At 34.0% G+C, this 17,443-nt stretch carries 14 protein-coding genes; 1 reads left to right on the top strand and 13 read right to left on the bottom strand.

Translation table 11 applies throughout. From position 1 onward, the window contains the following. Positions 1-2 precede the first annotated feature (2 nt). From AC3B6G_RS04955 to AC3B6G_RS04925, 7 genes are all read right to left on the bottom strand, one after another. Positions 3-359 carry a phage holin family protein gene (locus AC3B6G_RS04955; RefSeq protein ID WP_489849295.1) on the bottom strand — a complete coding sequence of 119 codons (357 nt, stop codon included), beginning with the start codon at positions 357-359 and terminating at the stop codon, positions 3-5. Positions 360-368: 9 nt separating this feature from the next. Next, on the bottom strand, positions 369-686 hold the full coding sequence (locus AC3B6G_RS04950) for a PspC domain-containing protein (protein ID WP_489849294.1): 318 nt from the start codon (positions 684-686) through the stop codon (positions 369-371). Between the two features lie 67 nt (positions 687-753). After that, the gene (locus AC3B6G_RS04945) at positions 754-1,953 is read right to left on the bottom strand and encodes a PDZ domain-containing protein (protein ID WP_489849574.1); all 1,200 of its coding nucleotides are present in this window, start codon (positions 1,951-1,953) and stop codon (positions 754-756) included. A gap of 21 nt (positions 1,954-1,974) precedes the next feature. After that, a protein-coding gene (gene prfB, locus AC3B6G_RS04940; RefSeq protein WP_489849293.1) for a peptide chain release factor 2 occupies positions 1,975-3,091 on the bottom strand; the annotation gives its coding sequence in 2 pieces (ribosomal slippage) (positions 1,975-3,018 and positions 3,020-3,091; 1,116 coding nt in all). 67 nt (positions 3,092-3,158) lie between these two features. Further along, entirely contained in the window at positions 3,159-5,522 is a 2,364-nt protein-coding gene (gene secA / locus AC3B6G_RS04935) for a preprotein translocase subunit SecA (protein ID WP_489849292.1), read from the bottom strand. Positions 5,523-5,637: 115 nt separating this feature from the next. Beyond that, positions 5,638-6,312 (bottom strand): ComF family protein, encoded by a 675-nt coding sequence (locus AC3B6G_RS04930; protein ID WP_489849291.1) that lies wholly within the window; start codon positions 6,310-6,312, stop codon positions 5,638-5,640. After that, complete coding sequence (locus AC3B6G_RS04925) at positions 6,302-7,639, bottom strand: ATP-dependent helicase ComFA (protein WP_489849290.1); 1,338 nt, start codon at positions 7,637-7,639, stop codon at positions 6,302-6,304. The genes AC3B6G_RS04930 and AC3B6G_RS04925 overlap by 11 nt, the downstream gene beginning before the upstream one ends. Positions 7,640-7,688: 49 nt before the next feature. Here AC3B6G_RS04925 and AC3B6G_RS04920 point away from each other — a divergent pair, with 49 nt between their 5' ends. After that, the gene (locus tag AC3B6G_RS04920) at positions 7,689-8,351 is read left to right on the top strand and encodes a YigZ family protein (RefSeq protein ID WP_489849289.1); all 663 of its coding nucleotides are present in this window, start codon (positions 7,689-7,691) and stop codon (positions 8,349-8,351) included. A 31-nt stretch (positions 8,352-8,382) separates the two neighbouring features. Here the strand turns inward: AC3B6G_RS04920 and AC3B6G_RS04915 are convergent, their stop codons facing one another. The 6 genes from AC3B6G_RS04915 to AC3B6G_RS04890 form a co-directional block, all read right to left on the bottom strand. Beyond that, positions 8,383-9,477: a glycosyltransferase family 4 protein gene (locus tag AC3B6G_RS04915; RefSeq protein WP_489849288.1), complete on the bottom strand. Its 1,095-nt coding sequence runs from the start codon at positions 9,475-9,477 to the stop codon at positions 8,383-8,385. Between the two features lie 18 nt (positions 9,478-9,495). After that, complete coding sequence (locus tag AC3B6G_RS04910) at positions 9,496-11,331, bottom strand: APC family permease (RefSeq protein WP_489849287.1); 1,836 nt, start codon at positions 11,329-11,331, stop codon at positions 9,496-9,498. A gap of 130 nt (positions 11,332-11,461) precedes the next feature. Next, the gene (groL, locus tag AC3B6G_RS04905; RefSeq protein WP_489849286.1) at positions 11,462-13,084 is read right to left on the bottom strand and encodes a chaperonin GroEL; all 1,623 of its coding nucleotides are present in this window, start codon (positions 13,082-13,084) and stop codon (positions 11,462-11,464) included. Between the two features lie 41 nt (positions 13,085-13,125). Next, the gene (gene groES, locus AC3B6G_RS04900; protein ID WP_489849285.1) at positions 13,126-13,410 is read right to left on the bottom strand and encodes a co-chaperone GroES; all 285 of its coding nucleotides are present in this window, start codon (positions 13,408-13,410) and stop codon (positions 13,126-13,128) included. A 127-nt stretch (positions 13,411-13,537) separates the two neighbouring features. Further along, complete coding sequence (locus AC3B6G_RS04895; protein WP_489849284.1) at positions 13,538-16,483, bottom strand: glycoside hydrolase family 32 protein; 2,946 nt, start codon at positions 16,481-16,483, stop codon at positions 13,538-13,540. A 190-nt stretch (positions 16,484-16,673) separates the two neighbouring features. After that, positions 16,674-17,309, bottom strand: a complete 636-nt coding sequence (locus tag AC3B6G_RS04890; RefSeq protein ID WP_489849283.1) for a redox-sensing transcriptional repressor Rex — start codon at positions 17,307-17,309, stop codon at positions 16,674-16,676. Positions 17,310-17,443: the final 134 nt, after the last annotated feature.

Here is a 17,443-nt window from a genome sequence, read left to right as displayed (position 1 = left end):
AACTATCTCCTTATTTCATTATAATGGCTTTCTATTATTAAATTAGCAATCCCCATTATTAATGCTACTAGTAAGGCAATGTTAAAGGATGAGAAAGCAAACACTAATCGTCCAACCACAACAGAAGTTAATTCTAACATTGATGCATTCAACACAATGGTAAATAATCCTAACGTCAAAATATTAATTGGCAACGATAAAATAAATAGGATTGGTCGAACCAACGTATTCAATAGACTTAAAACAAATGCTGCTATAAGAGCAACTTTCCAATCAGCAACGAAAAAACTATTCCTAAAAACAACAGATAAAGCCATAAACAACAACATATTAAAAAAAATCTGTTTAATAAAGCTCATCATTTTCTCCTAACTTTTATGGTCATCTTTTTCCTCAACATTATGAAGGATTTTACGATTACGACGATCATCATTTGAATTATTACCAAAATCACCCATTCGACCCCACAAATTACTAAAACCATCATTAATTGTTTGGCTAGGAATTAAAACTACCAACACAATGTATATCCAAAGACCCAGTAAAAAATGAATCGTTAATACACTCATAATTAGATAAGCAATTCTTACGGCACGTGCTGAAATACCAAAGTATTCTGCAATTCCAGCTAATGTCCCCGTTAATAATCGATTATGATTTGATTTGGTTAACTTTTTATCTGACATTTTAATGTGAACCCTCCGTTAAAATTAAAATCTTGTTCACTAATCATAAAAATTAACCAAACCAAAGTCAATCATTAACTAATTTCTTAAATAAAATGATACCAATTTCATGTGGAGAATTATTATAAATTGCTGAGCCAGTCAATTTAAGCTCCCCATCATGATCCAAAACGCGCAACCGACAATAAGTGGGTTGCTTTAATAATGCAGAATAAAAGTTATCTTCGTTAGTAACCTTCTCTTCATTCACATCTAAGATTGTATCGCCAACCTTAAGATTCATTTTAGCAGCCGGGGTATTAGGTTCAATCCCCAATACTCTGACACCATCTAAAGCCTCAGTATAAAGTTCTCCATGATCATTATCATCCTTTTTAATTTTCTTGATTGAATGATAAATAATCATTAATAGCAAAATCAATAAAAATAAAATCACGACGTTAAAACGATTTCTATTAAGTGGAATGGTTACAAAATAGTTAAGAATAATCACAATTACAGATAAGCATGAGCTAATTAAGCCCCATTTGATAAATTGCTTTCCTAACTTAATGAACAGCATCCTAGGATCATTCTTAAAGAAAGTTAATCTCAATCCTAAGAGTACCGGTAAAAACATAATTCCAAACGAATGATTATCAATATTGAACAATGGAAGGAAGGAAATAAAATGATGGAAAATATTTCCTGGAACAAGTACTAACATTGGCGCAATCGTAAATTCGTGATAAGAATATCCAGCTACCCGCACTTGACGTTGATTCCGATAAATTCTTGGGACTAAGAACTTACCACCGTCTTTTTTCAATAATAGTCCCAAACTAAAAATGATGATTCCAGCAATTAACAAATAATTGATACTTAATGGATAATAATCATTAGAGATTGGTTTAAAATAAGTACTTAAATAAACAACGTTAAAGGCTTTCATTAATATATCAATAACTGAAGCCACAATTGCAATCGTAATCGGTAAAATGGTTTGTGGTAATAAAATAATATTAATTAATAATAAAGTTTGATAAATCAAATACCAATTGAAGGAAATTGTTGGTCCGATAATAAATCCAATTACTGACAGTAAAAAGCCAAATATAATCGAATTAATTATAAAATGCCATACTTCAAAATGATTTGCAAAAATCGCCTTACCAAATTGTTCTCGACTATCTTTAATTCTTTGATTAGATTTCAAAATAATCCGAATCAATCCAATCCAAAGTACTGGCTGACAAAAAAATATTAAAAATGGAAATAAAAATTTCATAATACTCAATTTATTTACCTCTTATTGTGGATTTTTACGGCTTAATTGCCATTGAAGATAGGCATTAATAAATGGATCTAAATCCCCATCCATAACTCCCTGGACATTTGCAGTTTCATAGTTTGTCCGGTGATCTTTAACCATTGAATATGGATGAAAAACATATGAACGAATTTGTGATCCCCATCCAATATCAAGTTGTTCACCCTCAATTGCCGCTCTTTTTTCAGCTTTTTTCTCTTCTTCTCGTTCATATAATTTGGATTTTAACATATTCATGGCTGTTTCTCGATTTTGAAGCTGAGACCTTTGAGCTTGACTAGCAACAACAATTCCAGTTGGTAAATGAGTAATTCGAACCGCAGAAGAAGTTTTATTAACATGTTGCCCTCCTGCTCCACTTGCTCTATAAACATCCACTTTTAAATCTGCAGGGTTAATGTCAATTTTCACATCATCATTTAGTTCTGGCATTACATCTACAGATGCAAATGAAGTATGACGTCTCCCTGCAGAATCAAAAGGAGATAATCTAACTAATCGATGAACACCTTTTTCTGAACGCAATTCCCCATAAGCATTTTTGCCAATTACCATGAAAGTGACCGTGTCAATCCCAGCAACTTCACCAGGTTGATAATTCATAATCTCAACCTTAAAGTTATGTTGTTCTGCCCAGCGAGTGTACATTCGGAATAACATTGCTCCCCAATCGTGAGACTCAGTTCCACCTGCTCCTGGATGGATTTCTAAAATCGCATTATTCTTATCGTAAGGACCAGAAAGTAATAAATTCAATTCATAAGTTTGAACATCTTTTTGCAGCTTTTCTAATTCTTGTTCAAATTCATTCATTAAATCTTTATCTGGCTCTTCTTTCAATAACTCTAAATTAACTTCAACATCATCCAATTTTTTTGATAGTGCTTTAAAATTATCATGTTTTTCTTTTAATTCATTGGTTGAATCAATTAATTGTTTTGCTTTTTCTGGATTATCCCAGAAACCTGGTTCAGCCATCTTAGCTTCATTAATTTGAATATCCTCATCTAATGAATCTAAGTCAAAGCGACCTCCCAAAACCAGAAATGGCTTTTTTGATTGGTTCAATTTGTGATTTAGCTTCAGCTAAGTCCATATAAAGTCCTCCTAAAAAGCAAAAAAAGCGAAGGAACCAGATTTTAGTTTCTTCGCTTTTGCTTTAATTATCGTTCCATGTTTTGTCTAATTTCAGCTTTCATAAATAGCTTAGTAGCATCGTATTCAATGTTACCAACCATTTCTTCAAACATTTGATATCCTTCACGTTGGTATTCAACTAATGGATTTAACTGTCCATATCCACGTAATCCAATTGATTGACGAAGTTGATCCATCGCGTCAATATGATTAGTCCAATGTGAATCAATTACTCGAAGTAAAACAACCTTTTCGAATTCAAGCATTTGAGTAGGATCAGATAATTCACTTTGCTTGTCTTGGTAAACCTTATCAGCTAATGACATTAAGTAATTCTTAATTTGATCTTTACTCTTATTTTGAAGATCACTTAGACTAATGTCATCGGGTCCGACTAAAACACTGATAGCAAAGTCTAAGATCGTTTGTAAGTTCCATTTGTCTTGGTCACCTTGAGTGTGTAAATCAACGATACGATCAATCGTTTGTTTAAACATTGGCATCATGACCCACTTAAGAGACTTGTCCTCATTAATAACTTGATAACGTTGGGCATAAATAACTTCACGTTGTTGTCTCATAACATCATCATATTGAAGAACTTGTTTTCTAGAATCGTAGTTATTACCTTCAACTCGTTTTTGAGCTGATTCAACTTGCTTAGTAATCATATGACTCTTAATGACCGCACTATCTCCTTCAACCTTTAAATGCTTCAATAAGTTCTTGATTCGATCAGAACCAAAACGACGCATTAAATCATCTTCAAGAGAAAGATAAAATTGTGAAATACCAGGGTCTCCTTGACGACCAGAACGACCACGAAGTTGATTATCAATTCTTCGTGATTCATGTCGTTCAGTCCCAATAACTGCTAATCCACCTAATGCAACAACACCAAGGCCAAGCTTAATATCAGTTCCACGACCAGCCATATTGGTAGCAATGGTTACAGCACCTTGTTGTCCAGCATTAGAAACAATTTCAGCTTCACGAGCATGGTTCTTCGCATTCAAAACAACGTGCGGAACGTTTTCTTCATCCAAACGATTTGATAAGTATTCAGAAGTTTCAACGGCAACAGTTCCTAATAATACGGGTTGACCAGTAGCATGAAGCTTCTTAACACGTGCAATAACTGCTTCGAACTTAGATTCCAAATCTGGATATAAAACATCAGGTTGATCGACCCGAATAACAGGCTTATTAGTAGGAATACTAATGATGTCCATGTTATAAATTTCACGGAATTCATCAGCTTCAGTCTTAGCAGTACCAGTCATTCCGGAAAGCTTTTTGTACATTCTAAACAAGTTTTGGTAAGTAATGTTAGCCATTGTCTTACTTTCTTGTTGAATTTCAACGCCTTCCTTGGCTTCAATTGCTTGGTGAAGTCCATCAGAGAAACGACGTCCATCCATGATTCGTCCAGTAAATGAATCAACGATTTGAACTTGACCATCTTGAACAACGTAATCTTTATCTCGAATCATGATGTAATTAGCACGTAATGCTTCATCAATGTAGTGGGTTAAAGCAGTGTTATCAGTATCAAATAAGTTCTTTAAGTTAAAGAACTTATTTGCTTTTTCAATTCCATGATCAGTTAAGGCAATTGTCTTGGTTTCAAGATCAATCTTATAATCTTCTTTTTCAGTTAACGTTTTAACGAATTTATCAGCACTCTTATATAAATCAGAAGATGCTGTTGCTTGTCCAGAAATAATCAATGGAGTTCTAGCTTCATCAATTAAAATAGAATCCACTTCATCAACCACCGCAAAGTTCAATGGTCTCTGAACCATATCTTCTTTATAAACAACCATGTTATCACGAAGATAATCGAAACCAATTTCACCATTAGTAGAGTAAGTGATATCTGCATTATAAGCTGCTCGTTTTTCTTCTGGTGACTTATCAGAACCGTTAACTCCAACTGATAATCCTAACCAGTTATATAATTCACCCATTTCTTCAGCATCACGTTGAGAAAGGTATTCATTAACAGTAATAACATGAACTCCATATCCAGAAATTGCGTTCAAATAAACTGGCATCGTACAAGTTAAAGTTTTTCCTTCACCAGTCTTCATTTCGGCAATGTTACCACGATGTAACACAATTCCCCCCATGATTTGAACATGGAATGGATTTAAACCGAGAACACGACGTGCTCCTTCACGAGCCACACCAAATGCTTCTGGTAATAAATCATCTAGACTTTCACCATTTTTAAAACGTTGTTGAAATTCTGGCGTTTTTGCTTGTAATTCTTCATCGGATAATTGGCGATATTTTTTGGACCATTCTCCAACTTTGTCAGCTAATTTGCTAAGCTCTTTAATAGTCTTTTTATCACTTTCGACCCATTTTTTAATAATATTAGCCAATACAAAAATCCTTTCTTAAAAACTTGTTTTTAATATTTTTATTTTATTTTCATATACTATAACTAGTCTATTCTAACATTTTATTGCTAAGTTGAAAATGATAAGTTCTGATTTATTAAACTGTTCGTGCTAAAGTCAACGATTGAACTGAACTGGCACCCGCATCCAAAACTAGTTGAGCTGCTAAATGTAAAGTTGTACCAGTCGTAAAAATATCATCAACCAATAAAATATCTTTGTTCTTAATTTTGTCACCTTTTGATTTCACAATTTGGAATGGCTGCTCCATCAACAATCGTTCTTGTTCAGTTTTATGGGATTGCTTAAATTTTTTCTCAGTCTTTAATGCTTCAACATAGTCACACTCTATCAATCCCGTCACCTGATTAAACCCTCTTTTAGACATCGTTTCTGGACTAACTGGAATTGGAACAACTATTTGATTTGAACCAATTTTACTAGTCAATTCTGTTGAAAAAACTTTTCTTAATCGATAATCTCCACGAAATTTATATTGATTCATATATTCACGAAAAAAATCATTATAACAATAGATACTCTTATTGATCAAAAGTTGTCCATTTTGTTTCCATTTTAAACAATCATGACAAATTCCGTTTTTAAAATGACCGCCCTTAGAGCAAAATTGACATCCTGAAACAACTTTTTCAAATTTTTGTTCACATCTGTCACAAATCAACCTCTTACTTGCTTGTTTAATCAAAATAATTTCTTTAAAAGATAATGATTGCGATATTCGATGACCACACAACAAACAATCATTTTCCATCCCGTAATTTCTCTCCTAAATAGTTCATATGTAAAATTTGGCGTCTAGCTTTATTAATTCTTCGATTATTAAAGGCTGCCCAAAAATCAACATTTCCAGTTGGGCGATCTTGTTTTCTACCAACTCGTCCAGCAATTTGAACTAACGAAGATGTTGAGAAAACAGGATCATCAGCCCCTAAAACAATCACGTCAATTCCTGGAAATGTAACTCCTCGTTCTAAAATGGTCGTGGTAATCAAAAAATCAAGTTCATTTTTTCGCATCGCTTGAACTTTTTCTAGTCTTTTTGGATCAGCTGAATAAACCGTTTGCCATTTCCCTTGAACCTTATTTTTTCGAATAGCTCTATCTACTAACGATAGATCTTTTATCTTTGGAACAAATATTAAAAACCGAATTTTATCATTTAATCTTTGGTGAATATCTGTTAATAATTTACCTGGCAATTTTCCTTTTTCCAACTTTTGATGCCAGTTCATTTTACAATGAAGGTTAATCTTTGGCAGTAAATGTTGATGAAAACGCAATGGTAAATAGCTAACTGCTAGCTGTTTCTTACTGATTTGTTTTAACAGATCTGGACTGGGGGTAGCAGTTAAGTATAATCTTCGCCCTGATATTTTTAAAGCGTTATTAACTGCATAATGGAGTCCCGGGTCATTAACATACGGAAACGAATCAACCTCATCAATTATTAAGATATCAAAAGCGTGGTAAAAGCGAAGTAGCTGATGAGTAGTACAAATCGTTAATTGTGCGTAATGATACTCTTCTTCTTGTTTTCCATGGAGTATTACTATCGATACATTAGAAAAAGCTGTTTGAAGCCTTGGCATTAACTCAATACAAACATCTACACGCGGAGAAGCAATGCAAATACGAAACCCCTTCCGAATTGCCCATTCAATTCCTGGAAACAACATTTCAGTTTTTCCAGCTCCCGTCACTGCCCATAATAATTGATCTTGATTATTTTTAAACCTAGAAATTACTTCCTTAGAACATTGTTCTTGAGATGTTGTTAGTTGCCCATCCCATGTTAAAGGGTTATCATTAATAGGAAAATGATTCGGTTCATTAATTGAACACAAAGAATGGAGCGTACTCATTCGCCCTAAATTAATACATTGGGGACAATAAAAATGGTTATTTGGCAATTGAGCGATTTGCTTATCAGTCTTTTGACCACAACGCTGGCAAATAATTTGATTTCCAGCCATCGATATGGCTGAACGTTTGTTTATTTTAGGATGATTTAATAATCCACTGTCAATGTCAATCGTCCTTATTTGACGACCATACAAACACTCAATCTCATTTATCATTTTAAAATCCTCCCTCAATCATAAAATACGAAAAAAGGAGTTGTTTCTTGTGGAACAAGATTATCTAACAATCAAAAATGGTGGTTCCAATGAAATCGATATCAAGAAATCTCGTTTTATTGGTACAATCGCCAGGGTCAATTCAGATGATGAAGCTCAAGCCTTTATCAATAAAATTAAAACGATTCACGCTAAAGCAACCCATAATTGTTTTGCATACATGGTTGGCCAAGACGATCATATTCAAAGAAAAAGTGATAACGGAGAACCATCAGGAACTGCTGGATTACCAATTCTTGATGCAATCAAATTGCAAAAACTACACAACGTTGCAATTGTTGTTACCAGATATTTTGGTGGAATTAAATTAGGTGCTGGTGGATTGATCAGAGCTTACAGTAATGCTTCAACAGAAGCAATTAATAAGGTCGGCATCGTAAAAAGAGTCCTTCAAACCCAATTAGCCATTAAAATTGATTATTCATTAGCCGAACAACTAAAATATTTTTTAGATCAAAACAATTACACGATTACTAATACAGAATATACTAGTGATGTAACAATATCTGTATCAATTGATACTCCTCAAGTTGAAACATTTAAAAGTCAAATCATCAATCTCTTGAACGATCGGCTTAAGATTAGTGACAATGGTCAACAATACGTGGAAGTTGATTATCAACCACATCCTGAAAATAATGAAAATAAATAAAGAGTGTTGAATTTTTATTCAACACTCTTTTTTAATGATTACTTTTACTAGTATTATTTTTTACAATCTTTCCAATCCAATTCAACAACGGTCGTCGATTTGTCCCAACTAATCCAATCGACTCAACAAATAATTCTAAGCCGAATAAAGTGGCAATCGTTAATAAAATTGCCCCCCAAAAGTTAGATACTGGATATAGCAACGAAATAAAGGAAAAGATAATTGCAATTCCGTAAATAACCAATACGGATTGACGATGTGTTAATCCAATTTCCATTAAACGGTGATGCAAATGATGTTTATCAGCATGCGAAATTGGTTGCCGATTTAATAACCTTCTTAAAATTGCGTATACCGTATCAGTAATTGGCACCCCTAAAATAATCACTGGAATGATAACAGTAATGAACGTCGCATTTTTTAACCCGTTCAAGGAAAAGACAGATATCATAAATCCAATAAACAACGAACCGGTATCCCCTAAATAAATCCGGGCTGGAAAAAAGTTGTATGGCAAAAAGCCAAGACAAGCTGCTACCAATGAAAAAATCATAATCGACACGTAAGTATTTCCAACGTTCAAAAAGAAAATTCCGGTAATTCCCATTGTTGTTAACGCAATAATAGCAACTCCAGTTGCTAGACCATCAAGCCCATCAATCAAATTAACCGCATTTGTAATCGATATAATCCAAATAATAGTGATTGGTAAACTAAACCATCCTAAACCAAAATTACCAATAAATGGAAACGAAACCGTTGTCATTTGAATTTGGCCTAAAAAGAAAACCGCAACTGCTGCTAAAACAATTCCAGCCATTTTCTGCCGGGGTTTTAAAACATAAACATCATCAATCATTCCAGTAGCAACAATAATAACTTCACCAGCAAAAATCCCCCATAAGGAACGCGTTGGTATTTGATTATGCATCAAAAACATTGTTGCAAAAGTATACGCCACAAAAATACCCAAGCCCCCAATCGTTGGCATCGGGATTTTATTCATCCGACGTTTATTGGGATCATCTTCAGCCCCAATTTTAAAAGCTAAGCGTCTAACAAATGGTGTTAGAATTGCTGAAAGGATCATTGTTGCAAATAAACAAACAATAATTTTTAATCTCAAAGTAACATTTTCCTTCCATTATTTTTTTAAATGATAATTAAATGTTGAAACAACTATATTTTGACGTGTATTTAATGCTCTTCTTAACCGTAAAGCACTTTGATTATGCAGAATCTGTTGCCACGAATGACGAGGTACAAATTGAGGAACAAGAACTGTCGTTGTACTATCATGACGTTCAGCTCTTTCTGCAATTACATCACAGAATCTAATTGTTGGTTGAATAATTGAACGATAAGAAGAATGAATATCAACAAATCTAACATCTGGGAACATCTCTTTAAATTGCTTAGCAATCAAGGCTTCTTTTTCTTTATTATCATCAAAAGAAACATGCATCGCAATTACATAATCACCAATCGAATTAGCGTATTCGATTGCCTCCTCAGTAACCTTAGTCACATTACTAATCAAAACAATTACATTTGCTCCCTTGTTGATTGAAACATTTAAATCTGATTGTTTACCAACCAATAATTGATTATCTAAGTCCTCATAATGATCTTTAATTGCATCAAACGTCTTAACCAAAACTGGTAACATAATTAAGTACGGTAAAATACTAAAGAAATGAAAAATTAACAATGATAGAACTAATATAAGTGAAATCATCGCTCCTACAATATTAATAATTACTTTAATGACCCACCAGCTACCACGATTATGATACCAATGAATTACCATTCCGGATTGTGCTAACGTGAATGGGATAAATACCCCAATTGCATACAATGGAACTAGCCAATTCAAATTTCCTTTAAAGATAACAATTAAAATGATTGCTCCAATTGATAATGAAATGATTCCATTTGAATAAACCAATCGATCCCCACGACTACGATAAGCATGAGGAAGAATCCCTCTTTTAGCCATATTATAAGCTAAAATTGGAAAAGCTGAAAATCCAGTGTTGGCAGCTACAAACATCATTAACAATGTCACTGTTTGGAAAAGATAATAAAATAATCCTTGGCCAAATAATAATCCCACAATCTGGGATAGGACGGTTCTTTGTTGATTTGGGATGATCCCCATTCGATAACTTAAAAATGTCACCCCAGCAAAAAAGATTCCTAAAATGATCGCCATTATTATCAATACTTGACGAGCTAACTTAACTCTTGGTTTTTTAAAATTAGGAATCGAATTACTAGTTGCTTCAATTCCAGTTAAGGAAGCTGAACCCGAAGAAAAAGCTCTTAAAAACATGACTAAAGACATCCCTTTAACTGCACCATGGATAGAAGCAGGATGATAATTTGCAAATTGTCCTGTCAATAATTGATACATTCCCCCAGCCAACATAACGATAACTAGTAAGATGAATAAATATACAGGAATGATTAAGACACTTGATGAGGCACGCATTCCTCTTAAATTCATTACCATTGTTATAATCACAATCAAACTTGCTAGTAACACCTGATGTTTAGATAATATTGGAAACGCTGATGTTATTGCTAATGTTCCCGACACTGTAGATACTGCAACCGTTAACATGTAATCGATTAATAGTGATCCACCAGCAATTAACCCCGTTTTATAGCCCCAATTATCACTAGCAACTAAATATGCTCCACCTCCAGATGGATACACCTTAATAATCTGAAGATAGGTTATGGTTAGAACAAATAATAAAAACAACACAATTGCAGCAATCCATAGTTGATACACCAATGCAGCTGCTGATAATGTTAAAAGAATCGTTGTAATTTGCTCAGTTCCATAGGCGATCGATGATAATGCGTCCGAGGATAGAAACGCTAGTCCTTGAAAGAAGTTCAAAGACTGTTTATGCTCATCGGTCGTCTTAAGTGGCTTCCCGATTATTAATCGTTTAAGATAATGCCACATGTTGGACCCTCGCTTTCATTATGTATTTTATTAATTCATTTTACTACAAATATTAAAAAAAAGCATAAAAATAAAGAGATTGTAAGCAGGGCAACTTACAATCTCTTCATATTTTTAATTAATTCAGCTTTTACATCATTCCGCCCATGCCTGGTTGTGGAGGCATAGGAGTATTGTTATCATCACTTGGTTTATCAGCAACAACAGCTTCAGTGGTTAACAATAATGCTGAAACAGAAGCGGCATTTTGCAAAGCAGAGCGACTAACTTTTGTTGGGTCAATTACACCTGCTTTAACCATATCTTCATATTTATCAACGGCAGCATTATAACCAATTCCACTCTTTTGTTTCTTTAAGTGGTCAACGATAACAGAGCCATCTACACCAGCATTCTTGGCAATTTGACGAACTGGAGCTTCAAGAGCACGAAGAACAATTTTAACACCAGTTGCTTCATCACCCTTAGCTTTAATATCATCAATATTCTTTAAAATGTTAATGTAAGCAGTTCCACCACCAGGAACATAACCTTCTTCAACGGCTGCACGAGTGGCGTTCAAAGCATCTTCAATTCTATATTTCTTTTCTTTAAGTTCGGTTTCAGTTGCAGCTCCAACCCGAATAACAGCAACTCCACCAGCTAACTTAGCAAGACGTTCCTTTAATTTATCACGATCAAAATCAGAAGTGGTCTTTGTAATTTGAGTCTTGATTTCAGAAACTCTTTCTGCAATCTTAGCCTTATCACCAGAACCTTGAACGATGGTAGTCTTGTCTTTCGTAACATTAACCTTGTTCGCTTGACCTAGTTGATCAATTTTAACATCCTTTAAACTCAAGCCTAATTCATCAGTTACAACAGTAGCACCAGTTAAGGTTGCGATGTCTTGTAATTGAGCTTTACGACGGTCACCAAAACCAGGAGCCTTGACAGCCACAACGTTAAATGTTCCTCGCATCTTATTCAATACTAATGTTGGAAGAGCTTCTCCACCAATGTCATCAGCAATAATCAATAATGCACGACCTTGTTCAACTACGGATTGAAGAACAGGTAAGATTTCTTGAATATTATTGATCTTCTTATCAGTTACTAAGATATATGGATTATCTAAGTTAGCTTCCATCTTATCATTATCAGTAACCATATATTGTGACATGTAGCCACGATCAAATTGCATTCCTTCAACAACGTCTAAGGTCGTATCAACACCACGAGAATCTTCAATGGTGATAACTCCATCGTTACCAACCTTATCCATTGCATCGGCAATCAACTTACCTACTTCTTCATTAGCAGCAGAAATTGCTCCAATCTTAGCAATATCTTCTTTTCCATTTACCTTATGTGACATTTTATGAAGAGCATCAACAGCAACCTTTGTTGCTTTTTCAATTCCACGACGAACACCAACTGGATTAGCACCAGCAGTTACATTCTTCATCCCTTCATTAATAATTGCACGAGTTAAAACAGTGGCAGTAGTAGTACCATCACCAGCAATGTCATTAGTCTTAGAAGCAACTTCTGCAACTAATTCAGCACCCATGTTTTCAAAATGATCAGGTAAATGAATCGATTTTGCAATTGTAACCCCATCATTAGTAATGTTAGGACCTGTTGATTCTTCAAGAACGACATTACGTCCCTTTGGTCCTAAAGTTGTTTTTACAGTATCAGCTAATTTATCAACACCACGTAGCATTGCAGCACGGGCGTCTTCAGCAAATTTAATTTCTTTTTCAGCCATATTATTCACCTCATTAAAAAATATTTAATGTTTTAATTTAATTATTCAACGATTGCTACGATATCCTTATCATGTAAAACAAGATACTTTTTGCCATCGTAATCAACGGAAGTTCCAGAATATTTATCAAATAAAACCTTATCACCCTTTGAAACAGCTGGTTCAATTTTATTCCCATTATCTAAAACACGGCCATCACCAACGGCTACAACAGTTCCTGTTTGTGGCTTTTCCTTTGCATTGCTAGCAAGGACAATTCCGCCAACAGTTTCTTCTTGTTCTTTTTCAACTTCAATTAAGACGCGATCGCCTAATGGTTTTAACATTTTAACAATCCCTCCAAATTATTATTTAGCACTCGTTATATTCTAGTGCTAATTTCTATTTTCATAGTATTATTTTTAAGATTTGAATGCAAGTAAAAAGACTCTGAAAAATTCAGAGTCTTTCTAACTAAATAGATAATAATCTATTCGAATTTACTTGTTGCTCTTGATACACATTTTCAACGTACTTTCGATTTAAAGGAATTAAATTATTATTGGCCGTAATTCCATAACAGATTGATCCAGATCGAATCAATCTCTTAATTTTCAAGTATTGATCAGCCCTAACTAAAATATAACTCTTATTATTTAGAATCTTCCTATTTTTCAAATGAACTAAAACTGGTTTTAAAGTTTTAATAATAAAGAAATGGCTATTCTTGATTGGATTTAATTTATTATAATAAACCGCATGCCGAGACGTTTGATGAAACCATTGAGTAACTAATGAGTTAGTTTTATGCTGTTTAGCAACTTGATGTCCATTTTCATTAACATCATCCATAACATTATCTGATGAACTATTCGTTTCTAAATTATCCAAATCTTCTGCTGAATTTTGTTGATCAGAATTTAGAGAATTAGTTTCTTCATTATCTAATTCTGATTCTTTATTTGAAGAATCAGAATAATTTTCATCATCTTGTAAACCATCACTTGTGGTTGCGTTCAATGAATCGCTTGATGAGTTTGTACTTGATAAATCGGCAGCTGAACTTTCGACATCAATAACTGCATTACTATTTGATTTGTTTGTCGGCTTTGAATAATTAGAAGCACTATTCACCACCGGTCTTACTGAACTCAACATTTTTACTGAATGACCATTTTCATTATTAGAAACATCATTAGTTGCAACGTCGGAACTTAATTCAGTATCAGATAATGAACTAATGGCATCCGGATCAACTAAAGTACTTGTCCCATGACTAAAAACTGTATTCATTTTATTATCAGTCCAAACATGCAACGTTTGTTTACCGTTATTGTCCCCATCATTAGCAATTCTCAAGAATGTTGCAGTTTGATGATAGTCAGGAAAATAAACTTCAATACTTTGCCGGTCAGTGAAAACTTGGACATTAAGATGTTGCTTGTTCAATTGACTTCCTAAATCAAACTGACCTGAATACGACTTTTTACTATACTCTTCCTTATCATAGCTGCCAGTTGTTCTATTTACTGTATATGAACCCTTCGCTAAATCTAAATCAAGGTTCATTTGACTATCTCCGTAGTTAAAAACTAGGTGGGCAACATTTGATGTAGCATCACTGTTCAAACTATTAAATGTAAAATCATATTGGGCATTTGGTTGAGTCGTTACCGTTTGATCAAATTTTTGGTTATTAGTCGTACTGATAACTTGATTACTTTCTTGAGGAGTATACATTTTAACAGTTTGAGGAACATATTGACCTTGGTCATTTTTAATCAATTCCATCTTTCGAACATAACTAGCCGTTCCCATTCTCATGGTATTAGTATCGTTTTGACCAGGCAAACTTTGTGGAGAATATCCCCAATTATTGACCCAACCCATCATATAAACTGAGTTTAAATTATCTTGACCAAAATTAGCACCATAAAAGTCAGTTCCTTGGTCTAGTCGAACGGGATGGGCCCCATCTGCAATCTTAAAGAAACCATTTGACTCCATTTGGCCATTGATTGCAAAAGTCCCAGTTGTTTGACCAGTTAAATACTGATTGCCCCCAAAGAACATTTCCCATTGAGTCGTCCCATCACTAGCCCTCATTTGTTTAATGACAGGACATTCAATCATCCCTAAATCTTGACCACCATTTTCAGATTTATTATCTATCCATGTACTTCCTTGATAAGTCCAATCAATTCCATTAGTACTACTGTAGGTACCAACAGATTGTCCCTCAGCAGTATGCATAATTAATTGATTGTTATATACCATCACACTTGGATCTCTAAAGTTACCATTTCCATTATTAGTTGCAGCTTGAGCCATGATTGGTTGCTCTTGAAGGGGAACAAAAGTATTCCCATTATCTACACTATAAGCAGCATATATTTTTTGTTGATTATCTTGATAGCTAGCAAAATAAGCAACAACTGCTGATTTAGGGATTCCAGATACAAGCCCATCTGTATTTTGAATTACCGACCCAGTCGCAACTGATCCCCATGGTACAGTTTGACCATTCTTAGTTTGACCCTGAGGAGCAATTGCTAAGTTATCATCCTGATTCCAATGAATAAAATCAGTCGTAGTCGCTTGCTTCCATCCAGAATTACCATTTTGGGTAGATGCTTCTGGATTATCTAAATAATAGACATGCCAAGTTCCATTACTATCCTTGAACATTGTTTGAATATCATTCATAAAACCTGCTGACTCAGTTAAATGAGTGTTCTGCTTATATGTAGAATCTGTATCAGGACTATCGGTAGCATTAGAATCATTCTGATTATATTGACCATTAATCAATACGCTGTAATCATTTAAATAATTATTATTTGAAGCAATACTTGATTCTGTTATTGATGCACTGGTAGCATTAGACGATGCACTAGATAAACTACTATTATCGTCATTAGATGATGAACTACTTGTTGGAGTATTTTCCAAATTAGCACTACCTTGCGATACATAACTACCGCTAGGAACCGCACTACTTGTTTGAACGGTGTTAACACTATCATTATTAGGGTTAGATGAATCCGAATTAACTTCAGAACTAACTACAACACTTGTACTAGTTTCATTGGCAGTACTTGATGATTCAGTATTGGACTTACTAACCACACTATTATCGATTTGATCTACACTTTGACTAGATTGGTTAGATGAACTTACAACTTCACTAGAAGCAGGTTCACTAGTTTGGGAACTACTTGTGGATGATATTGATGATACCGAATTATTCGCGCTTTGATCTGGATTATCATCAGCATGAACTTTGATCGTATTTGTAAATGCCATTCCAGATACCATTGCCATTAGTGTTGCTGCTCCTACAATAATCCATTGATTTTTGGATCCGTTAAATTTATTTTTTTCATTAACTTGCTGAACATTATATTTATTCAATCGCATAAGTTTAACTTCTCCCCCCTATCTCCTAATCTTCATTTCAATTATTACATTAATTATATCCCATATCACTCATAATAGTTTAATAATTATAATATAATTTTATTTTTTCTTTATAATACGATAATCTGTTCTAAAACATTAGTCTATAAAAAAGAGTTCCTCAAAATAGGAACTCTAATAAAAAGTATAATTAAATTTTAGAATAATTTTCGACAAAATAAATCAGTGTTTGTAATTCATTCGTCAAATCCACATTTTGTACCCGTACATCACTAGGAACGGATAATCGAACCTGGGTAAAATTAAGAATTCCCTTTGCTCCACCAGCAATTGCGTCATCACATACCTTCTGGGCTACACGTGAAGGCACGGTTAAAATCACAATCTTGATTTGTTGGTCAGCTAACTGTTTTTTTAAGTCATTAGGAGAATATACCGGCACATTATCTTGAACGGTATGAATCATTTTTGGTTTCGTATCGAATGCTGCAGCAATTCGAATGTTACTATTACGATGAAAATTAAAATTTAGTAGTGCTCGCCCAAAATTACCAATTCCGACTAACGCAACGTTTGTCAAATGGTCTTGGTTTAAAATCTTTTTAAAGAAAGTTAACAGGCTCTCAACATCATACCCATAACCACGTTTACCCAAGGCACCAAAATAAGAAAAATCACGTCTAATTGTTGCCGAGTCAATTTGAATTGCATCAGCAAATTTTTCTGATGAAATTCGCTCAACAGAAGCATCGTGAAGTAAGCTAAGATAACGATAATAAATTGGTAATCTCTTAGCTGTTGCCCGTGGAATTTTTGTATCAGCCATTGTATCACTTCCTTTTAATTGTTTAAAAGCTGTATTGCTATTCTACCATAAATTTAAACTTTGTGAAATAATTATTAAGTAACCCCGTTAAATCAGTTTTATCTGTTTGTGAAATATGCTAAAATATGGCTAAA

This window comes from Nicoliella sp. ESL1149 (genome assembly GCF_058107265.1).
The sequence above is the reverse complement of the archived record's forward strand: the minus strand, read 5'-3'. Positions and strand labels throughout refer to the sequence as shown.